Annotated in this window: 8 protein-coding genes; all 8 read left to right on the top strand. The window is 58.8% G+C overall.

Features of this window, described 5'->3' with window-relative positions; translation table 11 throughout:
- Positions 1-35 precede the first annotated feature (35 nt).
- The 8 genes from L6R21_13830 to L6R21_13795 all read left to right on the top strand — a co-directional run bounded on the left by L6R21_13830 (position 36) and on the right by L6R21_13795 (position 17,765).
- A complete protein-coding gene (locus L6R21_13830) occupies positions 36-1,493 on the top strand; it encodes a sigma-54 dependent transcriptional regulator (protein MCK6560272.1) in 1,458 nt (485 codons plus the stop codon).
- 498 nt (positions 1,494-1,991) lie between these two features.
- On the top strand, positions 1,992-3,608 hold the full coding sequence (locus tag L6R21_13825; GenBank protein ID MCK6560271.1) for a sodium:solute symporter: 1,617 nt from the start codon (positions 1,992-1,994) through the stop codon (positions 3,606-3,608).
- A gap of 7 nt (positions 3,609-3,615) precedes the next feature.
- Complete coding sequence (locus tag L6R21_13820; GenBank protein ID MCK6560270.1) at positions 3,616-5,424, top strand: family 16 glycosylhydrolase; 1,809 nt, start codon at positions 3,616-3,618, stop codon at positions 5,422-5,424.
- Between the two features lie 32 nt (positions 5,425-5,456).
- A complete protein-coding gene (locus tag L6R21_13815; GenBank protein MCK6560269.1) occupies positions 5,457-7,145 on the top strand; it encodes a CotH kinase family protein in 1,689 nt (562 codons plus the stop codon).
- Positions 7,146-7,768: 623 nt separating this feature from the next.
- Positions 7,769-9,778, top strand: a complete 2,010-nt coding sequence (locus L6R21_13810; GenBank protein MCK6560268.1) for a GDSL-type esterase/lipase family protein — start codon at positions 7,769-7,771, stop codon at positions 9,776-9,778.
- 658 nt (positions 9,779-10,436) lie between these two features.
- Complete coding sequence (locus L6R21_13805; protein MCK6560267.1) at positions 10,437-12,707, top strand: glycoside hydrolase family 3 C-terminal domain-containing protein; 2,271 nt, start codon at positions 10,437-10,439, stop codon at positions 12,705-12,707.
- Between the two features lie 455 nt (positions 12,708-13,162).
- Entirely contained in the window at positions 13,163-15,769 is a 2,607-nt protein-coding gene (locus L6R21_13800) for a T9SS type A sorting domain-containing protein (GenBank protein MCK6560266.1), read from the top strand.
- 184 nt (positions 15,770-15,953) lie between these two features.
- Positions 15,954-17,765 (top strand): family 16 glycosylhydrolase, encoded by a 1,812-nt coding sequence (locus L6R21_13795; protein MCK6560265.1) that lies wholly within the window; start codon positions 15,954-15,956, stop codon positions 17,763-17,765.
- The last annotated feature ends 48 nt before the right edge of the window (positions 17,766-17,813 follow it).

Here is a 17,813-nt window from a genome sequence, read left to right as displayed (position 1 = left end):
CCGGCCGCGGCGGGGGCACGGAGGAAACCATCAGCATGAAAACGAGCGACGTCATCAACCTGCTGCTCATCGAAGACGAGGAATTCGACGCACGGCGCGTGCGCAACACGCTGCGTCCCTTCGCCGAGCGCATTCACATTCGCGACGTGGTCGCCGACGGCCAGGAAGCCCTGACGCTGTTGCAGCGGGATAACGGCAAATATGACGTGGTGATCATGGATTTTCAGATCCCGGGCGCGATCATCGGCGAGAGTTTGATCCGGCGCATCAAAGAAATCGATGCCACGCTGCAGGTCATCATCGTCACCAAGATGACGATCAACGTCACCGACTTCGAGTTTGCCCACCGGCTGCAGGAGGCGGGCGCGATTTGGTATTGCACCAAATACCCCGGCGATATCGAAGCTTATATCTACCAGCCCACCGATTTCGTGCTCAACATCATCAATGCCTTCGAACGCAGGCGGCTGCTGCAGGAGCAGCAACGCTCGGCCCAACGCCTGCAAAAGACGGTGCTGGACCTGCTGCGGCGCAAGCGCATCATCGGTGAATCGGCGGCCATGCGCCAACTGCGCGAGTTGATCGCCAAGTTTGCCGGCAACAACGCCAACGTCATGGTGCGCGGTCCCTCCGGCACGGGCAAAGAGCTGGTGGCGATGAATCTGCACTACAACAGCCGCCGGCAGTTCGAGAATTTTGTGCCGATCAATTGCGGCAGCCTGCCGGATCATCTCATCGAGAGTGAGTTGTTCGGCTTCGAGAAGGGCGCGTTTACCGGCGCCCATGCCACCAAGAAGGGATTGTTCGAAGTGGCCGACGGCGGCACGGTGTTCCTCGATGAAATCACCGAACTGCCGCTGCCCGCGCAAGCCAAGCTGCTGCGCGTCATTCAAGAAGGCGAAATCGACAAGATTGGCCGCACCGGCACCATCGCCGTCGATGTGCGCATCATCGCCGCCACCAACAAGGATTTGGAAAAGGAGGTGGAAGCCAAACGTTTCCGCGAAGATCTCTACTACCGCTTGAACGTCGTCACCATCAGCGTGCCGGCGCTGGCACAGCGGCGCGAAGACATTCCGCTGCTCATCAATCATTTCATGGATCTCTTCAGCGCGGAAATGAACCAGATGCCGCCGCGCCTGGCCGAGGAGGCGCTGTCGGCGCTGGTCAAGTATGACTGGCCGGGCAATGTGCGCGAGCTGCAAAACGTGGTGCAACGGCTGTTGCTTGCCCACGCGGATCCCATTGCCGTTGCGCAAGTCAACGCGGCGTTGGGGATTCAACCACAGGCAACGGCGCCGGCGGAATTTTCCCACTGGGGCCGGTGGGATGGCAAGCAGGTCCTGCCCTGGCGGGAAATGGAGAAGCAGGTGCAGGCAAGATATTTTCGTTTTGTGCGCGACCATGCCGGCTCGGACGCCGAGGCGGCACGGCTGTTGGGAATTGCGCCGCCCAATTATCACCGCATGTGCAAGCGTTTGGGCATCAAATAGAGCCGCGCCGCATTGCGGCGCGCTCCCGTGATTAACGTTTCAAACGCAGCACAGCATTCCCAAAGGCTTTGACCTCATAGCCTCTGTTTGAAACGACTTCTGCAGAGTGACAAAACCGGGTTGATGCTGTCCATTGTCGATTCTCGTGGAGTTGCGGTTTGTGCACGTTGCGGGAGTTGCGCAAATTTCAGCGCATGCGCGCACGCAGATGGTGCCGCACTTCGTGCAGGCGGCACAAGGCAACGCAATGGCGCCGGGACTGCGAAGAGGGAGACCGCAAAGCGGCAGCACTCCGGCGCGGCCGGCTGTTATCATGAAGATAAGGCAGGATTATCGAATTGATAACCTGCGTTGAAAACTGAGCATTGCGCTTCAACATTTACAAGCGGATAAACTGACGGCGGCAGTGGCACCATTCTTGATAATTCTCCCGACATGCAACCGAGTTGTTCCCAATTCTGAGGCTTTATTGAGGTCTTTATCAAGCGGGAGCATGAAGTGGAGAATCAACTTGTTGGGCTCGACTATGTAGTGATTGGGCTCTACTTCGGCGTCCTCTTTTGGATTGCGTGGTGGTCGACCGCACGCAGCCGGACCGCGGTTGACAGTGCGGTGGGATACTTTCTCGCGGGGCGCAATGTCGGCTGGTTCGTGATTGGCGCTTCGCTGTTTGCTTCGAACATCGGTTCGGAACATCTGGTGGGACTGGCCGGCACGGGTGCGGCCAGCGGCGTGGCAGTCGCGCAGTTCGAGATTCTCGCTTCGCTCATTCTGCTGATCCTGGCTTGGGTCTTTGTGCCGTTCTATATGAAAACCCAGGTCTACACCATGCCGGAGTTTCTGGAGCGGCGCTATTCGCCGGCGGCCCGCATCTATCTGTCGTGGATTTCCATCATGGCGTATGTGTTGACCAAAATCTCGGTGACGATTGCGGCCGGCGGCATCGTGTTCGAATCGTTGATGGGAATCGATTTCTGGACGGGCGCGCTGATCGTGGTGTCGGCCACCGGCCTCTACACTGTTTGCGGCGGACTGCGCGCCGTGGTCTACACCGAATTGATGCAGATGTTCATCATGATCTTTGGCGCGGTGGTGGTGACCGTGACCGGCCTGGTGGCGGTGGGCGGCTGGGGCGCGATGCAGGAAATCGCGGGCAGCAGCTTCTTCAACATGTGGCAGCCGGTGACCGATCCCAACTTTCCGTGGACCGGCATTCTGTTTGGCGCACCGATTTTGGGCGTGTGGTATTGGTGCACGGACCAGCTCATCGTGCAGCGCGTGTTGTCAGCCCGGGATCAATGCCAGGCGCGGCGCGGCGCGATCTTCGGCGGCTATTTGAAAATCCTGCCGGTGTTCATCTTCGTCATGCCCGGCATTGCCGCCTATTGCCTGGTGCAAACCGGCCGCCTCGTCCTGCCCAAGCCTGATCATGCCCTGCCGGCTTTGGTGGCCGCGTTTCTGCCCGCCGGTCTGCGCGGCCTGGTGGTGGCGGGCTTGCTGGCTGCCTTGATGAGCTCGCTGGCCTCGGTGTTCAATTCCTGCTCCACGCTCATCACCTGGGACATTTACAGAAAGCTCAATCCCCACACCTCGGAAAGGCAATTGGTTCTGGTCGGCCGGGTGGCCACCGCCATTTTGGTGATATTGGGCCTGTCATGGATTCCCTTCATCAAGTCGATCTCCGGCCAATTGTATCAATACCTGCAGAGCGTGCAGGCCTACGTCTCACCGCCGATTGCCGCGGTGTTTCTGCTGGGCGTCTTCTGCAAGCGCCTGAATAGCCGCGGTGCGATGGCGGCATTGCTCACCGGCCTGGTCTTGGGCCTCGGCCGGCTGGTCGCGGAGATCAACAAACACGCGCTCACCGGTGTGCTGCAGCGTTTCGCCGAGCTGAACTTCCTGCATTTCGCCGTGTTCCTGTTCATCGTGTGTTCCGCCATTCTGGTAGCGGTGAGCCTGACCGCACCGGCGCATTCCGAGGCCCAGCTTGCCGATGTGACCTACTCCACCTATCGCGGGCCGCAGGAAAATCCGGCGCGGCGCCGCCTGGACGTGCAGCTCTCGATCGTGCTCGCGCTGGCGGTCGCGACCGTCTGGCTTTATTTCTCCGGATGAGGCGTGCATGAAGAAACCGATCGGCATACTTTTCCTGCTGGCCGTTTTGCTGTGGGCGACGACCGCGCCGGCACAGCTCAAGGCCTATCGCGGCGCCGAACTGCGCACGCGCACCGCTGTCACCTACGGCCGCTGCGAAGTGCGCATGAAATCCGCGGCCGGCAGCGGTTTGCTGGCCTCGTTCTTCACCTATCATGACGGCAGCTCGAATCCGGTTGCCAATTGGAATGAGATCGACCTCGAAATTCTCGGCCGCTATCAAAACCAGGCGCAGTTCAACACCATCACGCCCGGCCAGGTCAATCACGTCTTTACCAGCGTGACACCCTTCAACCCGCATACCGCTTTTCACGTTTATGCCATCGAATGGACGCCGGACTATGTCGCCTGGTTCATCGACGGCCATGAAGTTCACCGCCAAACCGAGGCGCACCTCGCCACGCTCACGCGACCGCAAAAGATCATGATGAATATCTGGCCGCCGGCTTCGGTCGACTGGGCGGGCGCGCTCAATCCCGCGGTGCTGCCGGTGTTTGCTTATTACGACTGGGTCAAGTACTACGCCTACACGCCCGGCCAGGGAGATAATTTCACCCTGCAGTGGGCGGATGATTTTGCCGCGTGGGATCAAAACCGCTGGAGCAAGGCCACGCACACGTGGGACGGCAACAATTCCAACTTCATTCCCGAAAATGCCGTTTTTCAGGACGGCTATCTGATTCTCTGTCTGACCAGCAGCGCGCAAACCGGCTACTCTGGCCGAGCGATCATTGCGCGCGATGTGGAGCCGCCTTATCTGGCGTGGGCAAGAGCCTTTGCGCATCGCTTTCACGTTTACTTCTCCGAAGAAGTCGAACCGGCCAGTGCCGAGGCCCTGGCCAGTTACAACATTCCGGGCGTCACGGTAACTGCCGCGCGGTTGCTGCCCGACAATCGAACGGTGGAATTGGTGACGGCGGGATTGGATCCCGGACTTACCTATGTCTTGGTCGTCAACGGCGTGAAAGATCGCTCACCCGGCGCCAATCGCATGAGCCTGCAATACACCAACGTGACAGTGGCGCCAGCGCTGCCGCTCAACCTCAATGTTGGTGGGGAAGGGCAGGAGGGCTTCCTGCCGGATCAAGTGTGGCAGGGCCGGCTCGAATACGGCGCGGTTGGCGGCGCAGCCATTGCGGCGCCCGCCGGTACGCAGATTTCCGGAACCGCGCATCCGGAGGTTTTTCTCTCCGGCCGAGAAGGTTTGACGTTCTATCAAGTGCGGCTGGCGCCCGGCAATTACCAGGTCACTCTCATGCTGGCGGAGACGGTGTGGGAGGCAGCAGGCCGGCGCGTTTTCGAGGTTTGGGCGGAAGGCCAAAAGGTACTGGAGCATGTCGATCCGTTCGCGCAGGCCGGCAAAAACCGGGCATTGGAAAAGACCATTGCCAATCTCAGCGTCACCGATGGCATGCTCGATCTCTATTTCAAACCGGAAACCGGCAGGACGCTGCTCAACGGCTTGATGATCACCGCAGTGACGAACGCGGTAACTCATGCAACCGCGCCGCCCGAAAGTTTTCAATTCGAGGTTTTTCCCAATCCATTCAATTCCGCCACCCAAATCGCGTATGCGCTCACCAAGCCCGGTCGCGTCGCGATCACGGTGGTTGATGTGCAGGGGCGTGTCGTGCAGGAAGTGTTGCGTGAGTTTCGTACCGCCGGCATGCACACGTTGCGGTTGGCGGCCGCAAAATGGCCGGCCGGCATCTACTTCGTGCGCGTGCAGGTGGAGGGCCGGACGGTTGCAGCCCGCAAAATTACCTATTTGAAATGAGGGCAGACACGCCCTGGATAGTGAGGATTCTTATGATGAAGAAATGTCTTGGTGTGACGCACGCCGCCTGCCGGTTCGCCGCCCTGGCCTGGTTGTGCCTTGCCGCCTGGTTGCCGTCGTTTGACGCTCAAGCGCAATCCCAAAAAGTTGAATTCACCTCCTCGAATCTGCCGATCGTGGTGATCGATACGCACGGCCGGGAAATCGTTGACGAGCCCAAAATCATGGCCGACATGGGCATCATCGATAACGGCCCGGGCGTGCGTAACAATCTCTCTGATCCGTTCAATCACTACAACGGCAAGATCGGCATCGAAATCCGCGGCTCCAGCTCGCAGATGTTTCCCAAGAAGCAGTACGGTTTCGAAACCTGGGACGCGCTGGGAAATGATGTCGATGTTGCGCTCATGGGCATGCCGGCGGAGAGCGACTGGGTATTGTCCGCCTCCTACTCCGACAAAACGCTCATGCGCAACATGCTGGCCTATCACCTCGCCAATCAACTGGGCCGCTACGCCAGCCGCACGCGCTTCTGCGAGGTTGTGTTGAATGGTGACTACCGCGGCCTTTACATTTTCATGGAGAAAATCAAACGCGACAAGAGCCGTGTCAACATCTCCAAACTCGAGCCCGCGGATGCCTCGGGCGACGCGCTGACCGGGGGCTACCTCATCAAAATCGACAAGTGGGAAGGCTCGGATACGCAAGGCTGGTACTCCTCCTTTTTGCCCTATCCCGGCTCGCCGCACCGCATCTATTACCAGTACGACTATCCCGATCAAGATGACATCGTGCCGGCGCAGAAAACCTACATTCAGAATTTCGTGTACCGCTTCGAGAGTTTGATGGCCGGGCCGGACTTTGCCCATCCGCAAAACGGCTATGCGAAGTTTCTCGATCCCGCTGCGGCCGTCGATTATTTCCTGGTCAACGAAGTTTCGCGCAACGTTGACGGCTATCGCTTGAGCGCGTTCATGCACAAGGATCGCGACAGCAAGCACGGCCGGCTGACCATGGGCCCGGCATGGGATTATGATCTGGCCTTCGGCAATGCCGACTACTACAATGGCGCCAAGATTTACGGCTGGCAGGTTGACTTTCGCGTGGAATCTGACGGCTTTCAAATCCCGTTTTGGTGGCCGCGCCTGCTGCAGGACTCGACATTTACGCGCCTGCTCGCCAGCCGCTGGCAAAATCTGCGCAAAACCGTGTTCGACGTGCAGCGCATTCACGCCTTCATCGATTCCACCGCGCAACTTCTGGAGGAATCCCAAAAGCGCAATTTCGAGCGCTGGCCCATTCTGGGCGTTTATGTCTGGCCCAACGCCTACATCGGGCAGAATTATCGCGAGGAAGTGGAGTATCTCAAGCAGTGGGTGAATCTGCGCATTTTGTGGATGGATGCCAACCTGCCGGGCCAGGCAGTGGCGGTGAAAGAACCGCCGGCCAGCGCGCCACAAAATTTCACGCTGGCGCAGAACTATCCGAATCCCTTCAACCCCGCGACGACCATCAGCTTTCAACTGCCCGTGCGCAGCCGTGTTGCGCTTACGATTTTTGCGGCGGACGGCCGCGAAGTGGCCGAGCTTTGGGAAGGGGAGATGCCTGCCGGTGCGCATGCGTTGCGCTGGCACGCCACGGGCCTGGCCAGCGGCGTTTACTTCTGCCGATTGCAGGCCGGCGCGCACGTGGCGGTGAGAAAGTTGATCATCGCAAAGTAGCGCAGCGCGCTCGGGCGGCAGCCATAAGCCAAAGCCCCGGCGGTTGGCATTTCTAGCTCAGGATGAGATGCTGAAGAATTTTTGATCACCAAGGCACCGAGGCACGAAAAAAATGGCAGTCATGCCGTCAAGCTTGTCTCGGTGTCGTTGCGCCTTCGTGCTGTTCCAAATCTGACCGGTTCATAGCGGCCCGCAGGGCATCAGATTTCAGCTTGTCTGCAATCTGGCGTAGAGCCTCACCGTCTCGGTTCACTTCGTTTTCTTCGTGGCGAGAATTCTTACTGCTTGGCCGCGAATGAGGATGCGGTGGACCAATACGACAACGTTCAGTACACACCGTCTTCTTCAGAAGGCCGGCTTGACCCCAACGCGGGCGCATGTAACAGCCCACGGGCAGCGCCCTGGAAACTGATCGAGTTTGTCGCATTTAGCCCAGCAGCGGCGGCATTCCTGGCGTGGTTCCATGGCGCCCCGGTCGGGGCTTGGTGATATCTCATGAATACCGGTTTTCCCGGGCGTTGCCCTTCGCTTCAACATTTCGCCCCTTGGGGCTATTTGTCTGTGCGACAGAATTCGACCTAACGTTGTAATACTAACCATAGCGATCTCACCTCAAGGAGTCCATGGCGAAACGAGCACCTCGGCGCAAACCGGCTGCCCTCAAACCCGCGCCCCAGCCCAGCGCACTGCAAAAGCGGCTCTTCGCGGCAGCGCTGATTCTCATGCCGGCCGTGCTGCTCGCGCTGGCGGAAGGAGGGCTGCGGCTGTTTGGCGTCTTCGCGCCCGAGGCGTTCGTCCGCGCAACCACCAAAGCCGGCAAGCCCCACTATCAACTCAACCAGTGGGTGGCGAAGCGTTATTTCGATCCCGCCCGCGTGACCGTGCCGGGCATGCAGCCGGATCTTTTCGTCAAGCACAAAGGCCCGGAAGTTTTTCGCATCTTCTGCGTGGGCGGCTCCACCACCGCCGGTTTTCCCTTTGATTGCCAGGTTCCCTTCCCGGTGCAGCTCCGCTATTTGCTGGCGCAGACCTATCCCCAGCGCCGCTTCGAAGTGATCAACGCCGGCATCTCCGCGGTCAACAGTTTCACGGTTGTCGATCTGCTGCCCGAGATTCTGGCGCACCAGCCTGATTTGATCATCATCTACATGGGGCACAATGAATTCTACGGCGCCTATGGCAGCGCCTCCACGGTTTCGCTGGGGCAGAACGGCAAGTTGATCCGCGCCTATCTCAAGCTGCAGAAGCTGCATTTGGTGCAAATGCTGCGGCGCCTGATTTTGTGGCTCCGGCCCGCGCCGAACCAAGACGCCCGCAAACCCTCGTTGATGGCCGATGTCATTGGCGATCAGGCCATTCTCCTCGGCTCGCCCAAATACCAGCGCACGCTGACGAATTTCCGGGATAATCTTGATTTGATTCTGCGGGAATGCGCGCGCCGCGGGGTGCCGGTGCTGCTCAGCAATCTGTTCTCGAACCTGCGTGACCTGCCGCCCTTTGCCAGTGCGCCGCCGGATTTGCCGCCGGCCAGCCGCGCGGTTTATGAGCAGGCCATCGCGGCCGGTGACAGCCTGCGGCAGCTTCGCTTGCTTGTGGAAAGTGAGAACGCCTATCGCACCGCGTGGCTGCTGGATTCCAGCGCGGCGGTGCTTTGGTACAAACGCGGCCTCGCCAGCGCCGGCCGGGGTGATTCCACTGCGGCGCGGCATTTCTTCACCGGCGCGAAAGACCGCGATCTCATTCGCTTTCGCGCCAGCGAGGAGGTCAATCACCTCATCGCGGCGCTCGCGCAGCAGCACGGCAGCCGCTTTGTCGATCTCGACTCCCGCCTGGCGCAGCGTTCGCCGCAGGGGTTGCTCGGCAACAACCTGCTGGTCGATCACTTGCATCCCAGTCCCACAGGCTATTATCTCATGGCCACCGGCTTCTATGATGCCATTCGTTCCGGCGGCTGGCTGGCTGATCCTGCTCCCCATTTTCAACCTGCCGATGATCCTTATTATGTCACTGACTTGGATTGGGACATCGGCCTGATGAAGATTCTCGAAATGACGCATCGCTGGCCTTTCCCGGAGAAGCCGGTTGCGCTCGACGATTACCGGCCTTACGGCGACCCCGCCACCGTGCCGATTGTGCGGAATTATTTGCTGGCGGAAAACGTCTGGTCGCGGGCGCACTATCGCATGGCGGAAGTCTATTTGCAGCGGCGTGATTTCGAGCGGGCGCGACGGGAATATCTCGCGGTCAGTGTCTTCGCGCCGGATGATCCCTATCCCTACCAACAAGTGGCCAAGACCTTTGAGTTGGAAGGCGCCTGGGACCAGCGCGAAGCTTATCTCTGGAAAACTCTGCCGCTCTCCGAACAAAAGGGCATGCTGCTCTACCAAATCGCCATCGCGCAATGGCGGCAGAAGAAGCTCAACGCGGCGTGTGAAACGATGCTGGCGGCGTTGGAGCAGGTCGATCTCAATCGTCAGGAACGGCAGAACGCGAAATTCTATCTCGCCGGCTTCTACGCCGATGCCGGCGAACCCGCCAAGGCAGCCGAAACGCTCACCGGTTTGCTGCGGGAAGATCCCAACTTTCAGCCGGCCAGGGTGTTTCTGCAGAAGCTGAGACCGCCGGCGCAATAAGCTGCACCGGATTTCAGACAGGCTGAAATCCGAGGCCCGCGGGCAGGAATAAGGCCCGATTCTTACACTGTTGCCTCGCACGATGTACCCACCACCGCTGTCATCCAACTGTCATCCAGTAAGGATCCTGTGAAGAGTGAGGCACACGCCCGTGCCATTCACCTCAAAGGTTCATCGCGAAGGCGCGACGAACGCGGAGAAGGACTCTCTTGATTTCAAAACTCCGCGGCTCCGTGGTGCAAGCGGTTGCTTTGTGGTCAAGAATCTTTCAGAATTTCATTCTGACTTTGATCGCCTCATGGCCCAGCCCGGCGGTTGTGGCTGCTCTCGCGGTTCATGATGAGGACAGACTTGTGGCCATTGCGCAGTTCTCCGAGCCTTTACCAGCTTTGCAAACTTGAGAATCTGATTATCAATTTTATAACAGGTTCATTATCAAATTGATAAATCCTTGCCTGGCGACAGTCTCCTGCTGCCCTTAAGCTCTTTAATATCAGAAGCAGATTTTGGAGAAAACGCTGGCGCAATTTTTGTCAATCCTGTATCAAACCTGGCCGATGGCCCAGGATTTTTCAGCGCGCTGCAAATCACTCTGACTGACTCGAACCGATGCCGCCACAGCCGTTTTGAGTGAGGCTCCCATTCCAGGCAAGGATGAATGATGAAGATTTCCGTCCCAGCTCTCATCGTGCTCATGAGTGCCGGTGTTCTCGGCCTCGCTTCTGCATTTGGGCAGAGCATTCCCAAACCCGATTTCACCGCGCAAGTGGACAAATTGCTTGCGCAAATGACCGTGGAAGAAAAAGTCGGCCAGATGACGCAGGTGACGATCGATGTCGTTTCCAAGGACATGCCGGCACCCATCCAACCCGGCGCGCGTCACCAGCTCGATCCCGCCAAGTTGCGCACCGCGATCACGAAGTATCACGTTGGCTCGATTTTGAACGTGATGGGTTCGGCGTATTCTGTGGATCACTGGCACGAAATCATCACGCAGATTCAGGACGTGGCCACCCGCGAAACGCGCCTGAAAATTCCGATCATCTACGGCGTCGATGCCATTCACGGCGCGAACTACACCACCGGTGCCACAATCTTCCCGCAAAGCTTGGCCATGGCCGCCACCTGGAATCCCGGCCTCATGCGCCGCGACGGTGAGATCACTGCCTATGAAGTGCGCGCCAGCGGCATTCCGTGGAATTTCAACCCGGTTTTGGATATTGGCCGGCACCCGCTGTGGCCGCGCTTGTTCGAGACTTTTGGCGAAGATCCTTACCTGGCTGCCACCATGGGCGTGGCCTATGTGAAGGGGCTGGAGGGCGAGCAGAATCAGATCAATCAAAAAGACAAAGTGGCGGCCTGCTTGAAGCATTACCTGGGTTACAGCTTCCCGCTTACCGGCAAGGATCGCACGCCGGCTTACATTCCCGAAATCATGTTGCGCGAGTACTTTCTGCCGACCTTTCAAGCCGCGGTCGAGGCCGGTGCGCACACCGTGATGGTCAATTCCTCCGAAATCAACGGGGTGCCGGTGCATGCCAGCCATTACTATTTGACGGAATTGCTGCGCGACGAGCTGGGATTCAACGGCTTCGTGGTTTCGGACTGGGCTGATATCATCAATCTGCACACGCGCGAAAAAGTGGCGGCCACTCCCAAAGAGGCGGTGCGTCAGGCCGTGATGGCCGGCATTGACATGAGCATGGTGCCGCTCGATTTCAGTTTTTATGATCACCTGCTGGCACTGGTGCGGGAAGGCGCGGTGCCGATGCGCCGCATCGATGAGGCCGTGGGCCGCATTCTGCGGGTGAAATTCGCGCTCGGCCTGTTTGAAAATCCCTATCCCGACAAGACGCTGCGGTCCAAGTTTGCCTCGGCGGAGTTCCGCGCGGTCGCGCTGCAAGCCGCGCGGGAGTCTCTGGTTTTGCTGAAGAATCAGAACAATTTGCTGCCGCTGGCCCCGTCGACCAAGCTGCTGGTCACCGGCCCGACCGCCGACAAGCTGAGCGTGCTCAACAGCGGCTGGACCATCACCTGGCAGGGCAATGAAGAGTCGCTTTATCCCCACGAACACCATACCATTCTCGAAGCGCTGCAGGAAAAATTCGGCAAGCCCAATGTGACTTACGTGCCGGGCGCAAGTTTTCACGAAGAAGTCGACGTGGCCGCGGCCGTGCAGGCGGCGCAGACCGCGCACGCCGTGATCCTGTGTCTGGGAGAGGAGGCTTATTGTGAAACGCCGGGTAACATCACGGATTTGAGTCTGCCGCGCGCGCAGCTCAAACTGGCGCAGGCGCTGCAGCAAACCGGCAAGCCGGTCATTCTGGTTTTGGCCCAGGGCCGGCCGCGCCTGATCCGCGAGATTGAAGAGAAAAGCGCGGCGATCGTGGCCGCGTTTCTGCCCGGCATGCAGGGCGGCACGGCCATCGCCGAGGTGCTGGCCGGCGAAGTGAATCCCTCCGGCAAGCTGCCCATCACCTATCCGCGCCATCCCAACGACCTGACGTTGTATGATCACAAATTCAGCGAGCAAGCCAGCGAGCATCAGACTTACAAGCCGCAGTTTCCCTTTGGCTTTGGCCTGAGCTACACGACGTTCGCGTACAGTGATTTGGCGCTGGACAAAACCAAACTCAAGCCGGGCGAAGCGCTGACGGTCAGCGTCACGGTAAAGAACACCGGCATGCGCGCCGGCCAGGAGATCGTGCAGCTTTATCTCACCGATTTGTATGCCTCGATCACGCCGCACAATCAGCGGCTCAAACGGTTCGAGAAGATCCCACTGGCGCCGGGCGAGAGCAAGAGCGTAACGTTCACGCTGCAACCGCAGGATCTTGCTTTCATCGGGCGTGACCACCAGCCCACGATCGAAGCGGGCGAATTCAAAGTGGCGGTCGGACCGCTGGCGCAGCGGTTTTCGCTGGAATAGCAGGCCGGCCGGCTTGCGTTCGTGGGTCGCTGTCGCAGCCAATGAACACGCGGGTTGGAGCAATGCCCCGCAAGCACGAGTGGCCCTGCCGACTGCCCCAACTTCGGCTGAGCCGCGGCTGGTAGAATCTTGAGTGTCGTGGCAATTCTGATGATTGCGAAGCAACGGCCAAGCCGTCGCAGGAACGTCTCTCAAGAGATCGCGATTTCGAGAGGATAATTCTATCCGGGGACGTTTCAACTTCGGCTGAGCCGAGGCTGGTAGAATCTTGAGTGTCGTGGCAATTCTGATGATTGTGAAGCAACGGCCAAGCCGTTGCAGGAACGTTTCTCAAGAGTTCGCGATTTCGGACGGACACGGACTAGTGGAACCGCAAGGAGGTGATCGCCAAAAGAATTGTTTGCAGGTCGATTTCAGTTCAGCAATCCGCTGTTCAATTCAAGTGGAGGCACGAGATGAAAAGGTACAACTTGTTACTCTCGCTGTTGCTCTTTCCCTGCCTGGCGTTTGGGCAGGAGGCGCTGAACACGTTCGATGCGGCGCTTGATTCCTCCTATTGGAATTTCGAGCACGTTTCCAGTTCGACGCAGACGTTCACCAATCTGTTCTACGTGAACGATCTCGTCAAGCAGGGCACTGGCTCGCTCAAGGTCGATTATGCGATTCAGGGCACGGAGAGCTGGGGCGGTTACGCCAACATTATGCACGGCGCCGACACCACTGCGCTCTTTGATTTTTCGCCCTACACTCACCTGAAGGTTTGGTACTACAACGCCGTGCCGCAGAGCAAACCCGGCACCACTCACATTCGCGTCCTCCTGAAGGACATGAGCGATGTTTCGGTTGCCAACCGGACCATGGCCAACATCACCCAGGCTGAGTACTGGTATTCCCATTTCTTCATTCTCGATGCGCAGCCGGGGTGGAATGAATTAGTGCTGCCGCTGGTCGATGTCGCGCAACAGTCCGACCAGGGCTTGTGGCGGCCGGGATGGGCGGGCGCGGCCGGTAACAATACGCTCAATCTGGACGCGATCAAGGCGTGGAAGATCGAATGGTCGGTCGATGCCTCCGTCTATGATGCCGCCAATCCGCAAAACTCCGGCATCTCGGCGGGAACGATTTACTTCGATAACATCGCGCTCTACGGCCATGCCTTCCCGGTCATCAACTACTTTGACACCACCGCCACCATGACGGCCTCTTTTGCCGGCACCGGCACCAGCAGCATCAGCGTGACCGACAACAAACTGGAATTTTTCGAGACCGCCTCGGCGCAGTTCGATTGGAAGGTCGATGCCACCGAATCCTGGGGCGGTTTCGCCAGCCTGAAATACGGCAACGACACCGACTTCCTGCCGGACATGAAGGGTAATACCCACATGACCCTGCGGTATAACAACTTCCTGGCCTCCAGCAGCCCCGGTAACGTGGTTTTCCGCATCCAATTGTATGAGTACAGCGAGGGCGCCAACTCCGAAGAGCAATGGATTTATGAGACGCGTGACGTTCTCGACGCGGCCACGGGCTGGAAGAAACTGCTCATTCCGCTCGAAGATCGCGGCACCGGCGTGACGCCGAACGCCGAAGGCTTCTCGAATCCGGGCTGGTCCGGCGTGGCCGGCAACAGCAAGCTGGATTGGGACAAGGTGAAGAAGTATGAGTTCGCCTTCTCCGCCGCCCCCGCGATACAAGGCACGGTCTCCACGGGTGGAGTGCTGTTCGACAATCTCGAACTCTACGGCAAGCGCCAAACTGATTTCGAGCCGCCGGCAGCTCCCAAAGGGGTGGCCGCAGTGCCTGATGCCGCCGGCAATTTCAACCTGGTGATTTGGCAGGATGTGCCCAATGAAGCCGGCGAGAAGTACACGGTCTACGCCAGCAAGCAGCCGATCACCGATGTCACCGCGCCGGGCGTGGAAGTGCTGGCGGAAGGCGTTGCCGAAAACACCCAGACTTATGTGCACTACCTGTATCATCCCTTGGCGGATCAGGCGGTGACGTACTACTATGCCGTCACGGCCGCCGACAAGGTGGGCAATGTCAGTGTGCCAGGCGTGTCCTTCCCCGGTGTGAACAACACCGCCAAGGGCATTGCCACCATCTCCCTCAATCCGCCTGCCCAATTCAAGGCCGACGGCATTCTGACGGAATGGGAAAACAGCGGGATCAAACCGTTCGTCTTCAAGAAGTCGGTCAGCCACATCGGCCTCGGCGTCTTCGACAACGACGATGATCTGACGCTCACCATGTACATGGCGATGGACAACCAGTATTTCTACTTCGCGGTCGATGCCATTGACAATGTGTTTTCCTACGATCCCGCCGGCGACTGGTGGCAAGACGATGCCATCGAGATGTTCTTTGGCCTGTACGATGGCCGGCCCGGGCCGCCCCACGCGGCCCGGTTGCGCGGTGCCAAGCCGGATTACGCCTTGCAGTTCCGTTACGACGGCTTGTTTCATCCGGACAATTCCAACCGGCAGCTCTACACGCGTGACTCCACCGATTACTATTTCGAAGGCTTCGGTTCGGATTACATCATCGAGACGCGCGTGAAGTTGACCGACATCACCTTCGGTGATGACGCGCCCTTCCTGCCCGTCAACGGCATGCGGATTCCGCTCGACTTCACCATTCATGATGCCGACGTGCTCAATACCCGCGACGGCATCATGAGTCTGTCGCCCATCAACAACGACAATTCGTGGCAATCACCGCGCAACTGGACCTACACCTGGATCGGCGATCGCGAAAGCCCAACGGCAGTCGCGGACAATCGCAACGACGGCGTGCCGGCCAGCTACAGCTTGAGCCAGAATTATCCCAACCCCTTCAACCCCTCGAGCAAGATCACGTACGCCATTCGCACGGCGGGTCTGGTGCAGCTCGAGCTGTACAACGCGCTCGGCCAGAAGGTCCGCACTTTGGTGGATGGCGTGCAGGCGGCGGGCACCTACACGCTCGAAGTGCAAGCGGATGGCCTGCCCTCCGGCATCTATTTCTACCGCATCAGCGCGGGCGATTTCAAACAAACGCGCAAGATGCTGTTGATGAAATAGTATCGAATGACCGGTCGATAGCCCACCGTCGGGTACGACTTGCGGCTGTCAGGCATTCTCCCTGAAGCATGTTTCGATTTGGTGAGGACACCCCACTGCGGGTGTCCTCCCACATGCTTGGGGTCCGGCTTGCCCGGGACGGGGCGCTCGCCGGACCATCTCGACTTGCAGACCGGATGATGATATGAAAATCGCCTGGAGTATTTCGCTGTGCGCGGTGTTGTGCTGCCCTGTGCTGGTTGCCGCCAAGAATTACAAAGGCGCCGAGTTGCGCACGCGGGAAGCGTACTCCTACGGCCGCTTCGAAGTCCGCATGCAAGCAGCGCAGCGCGAGGGGATGCTGGCTTCGTTCTTTACTTACCATGACGGCGGCGGCCCCTGGAATGAAATCGACCTCGAGATTCTGGGCCGCTACAGTGATGATGTGCAATTCAACACCATCACCGCCGGCCAGAACAGTCATCTGCGCCATCAGGCGGTCTCGTTCAATCCGCATTTGGATTTTCACACCTATGCCTTTGAATGGACGCCGGCGTATGTCGCCTGGTTCATCGATGGCGTGGAAGCTTACCGGCAGACGGAAGCGCATATTGCCATGCTGGTGAGTGAGCAGAAAATCATGATGAACGTCTGGAAGCCGGCGTTCACGAATTGGGTGGGAAGTTGGAGTGACGACGCCTTGCCGGCCTTTGCCTATTATGACTGGGTCAGTTATGCCGCCTACACCCCGGGTGCGGGCGACACCGGCACGGACAACAACTTTTCCCGGCAGTGGAAAGATGATTTTGATTTTTGGGATCAGACGCGTTGGGAAAAAGGCACGCACACCTTCAACGGCAATGATTGCGATTTTGTGCCGGAGAACGTCGTGTTTCGCGACGGCCTGATGATCCTCTGCCTCACGGTGCCCGATAATCTCGGTTATGACGACCGCAATCCGCCGGTGGCCAGATGGGCGAGGCTTTCCGGAAACAACGTCACCGTCAGGTTTTCGGAGGAAATCGCTCAGACGGTTGCCGAGCAGCGAAGCAACTACGTGATTCCGGGCGTGGCGATTTCCGCGGCGCAGCTTCTCCCCGACCAAATGAGCGTGCTGCTTGCAACGGCCGGCCTGGACTCCTCCCTGACGCACACGCTGGTGGTGATGCGCGCGCGCGACCGCGCTGCCACGCCCAATACCAGCGCCGCGCGCGCCGTGAGCGTGATCAAGGAGGCGCCGGTGACCTTTCCCTTGCAGATCAACGTCGGTGGCGCGCAACAGGACGATTTCTCAGCCGATCAGCAGTGGCATGAGCAAGTCGAATATGGTTTTCAGGATGGCAGCACCAAATCGTGGCCGGCTGATTTGGAAATTGCCAACACCGACGACGACGCGATTTATCGCAACGAGCGCGGGGGATTGGTGTTCTACCGGGTGCGCGTTCCCAACGGCAGCTATCGCGTGACCTTGATGATGGCGGAGAACAACTTCACCGCCGCCGGCATGCGAGTCTTTGACGTTTTCGCCGAAAGCAAAATGATGGTCGATGATCTCGACCTCTTTCAGGAAGCTGGAGCGCATGTCGCTCATGTGAAAACCCTCGAGGTGGTCGCAGTAACCGATGGGATTCTCGATCTGCATTTTGCCGCGGTGATAAAAGATCCCGTGTTGAACGGGCTGGTCATTGAACCCGCGACTGCCAGCGGCATCCGCGCGCCCGCGCCCGCGCCCGCGCCGCGGCAGTTTCATTTGGCGCAATGTTTTCCCAATCCCTTCAACGGCGCCACCAGAATTCGCTATGAACTTGCCGCAGCGGAGAGAATGCAATTGCGAGTATTCGATCTGCTCGGCAATGTCGTTTTCCAAAAAGATCTCGGCGTGCAGCCGGCGGGAACGCGCGAATTCACCTGGCAGGCGGTTGACACCTCCGGCCTGCCGTTGCGCTCCGGAGTCTATTTCTACTCGTTGGGCGGCACGCAGGGATCGGCGGCTGGAAAACTTCTGTTGGTGAAGTAGTCAGATGCCAGATACGAGTGATCAGCAAGCAGTAAGCAGGGAATGCGA

This window comes from bacterium, assembly GCA_023150945.1.
Lineage (GTDB): Bacteria > Zhuqueibacterota > Zhuqueibacteria > Zhuqueibacterales > Zhuqueibacteraceae > Coneutiohabitans.
Note: the sequence above shows the minus strand (reverse complement) of the source record. Positions and strands in the feature narration are given on the sequence as shown.

Bases quoted from the DNA above. Each gene is read 5' to 3' on its own strand.
- L6R21_13830 (MCK6560272.1), top strand. From the start codon at position 36: ATGAAAACGAGCGACGTCATCAACCTGCTGCTCATCGAAGACGAGGAA.
- L6R21_13820 (MCK6560270.1), top strand. From the start codon at position 3,616: ATGAAGAAACCGATCGGCATACTTTTCCTGCTGGCCGTTTTGCTGTGG.
- L6R21_13815 (MCK6560269.1), top strand. From the start codon at position 5,457: ATGATGAAGAAATGTCTTGGTGTGACGCACGCCGCCTGCCGGTTCGCC.
- L6R21_13810 (MCK6560268.1), top strand. From the start codon at position 7,769: ATGGCGAAACGAGCACCTCGGCGCAAACCGGCTGCCCTCAAACCCGCG.
- L6R21_13805 (MCK6560267.1), top strand. From the start codon at position 10,437: ATGATGAAGATTTCCGTCCCAGCTCTCATCGTGCTCATGAGTGCCGGT.
- L6R21_13800 (MCK6560266.1), top strand. From the start codon at position 13,163: ATGAAAAGGTACAACTTGTTACTCTCGCTGTTGCTCTTTCCCTGCCTG.
- L6R21_13795 (MCK6560265.1), top strand. From the start codon at position 15,954: ATGAAAATCGCCTGGAGTATTTCGCTGTGCGCGGTGTTGTGCTGCCCT.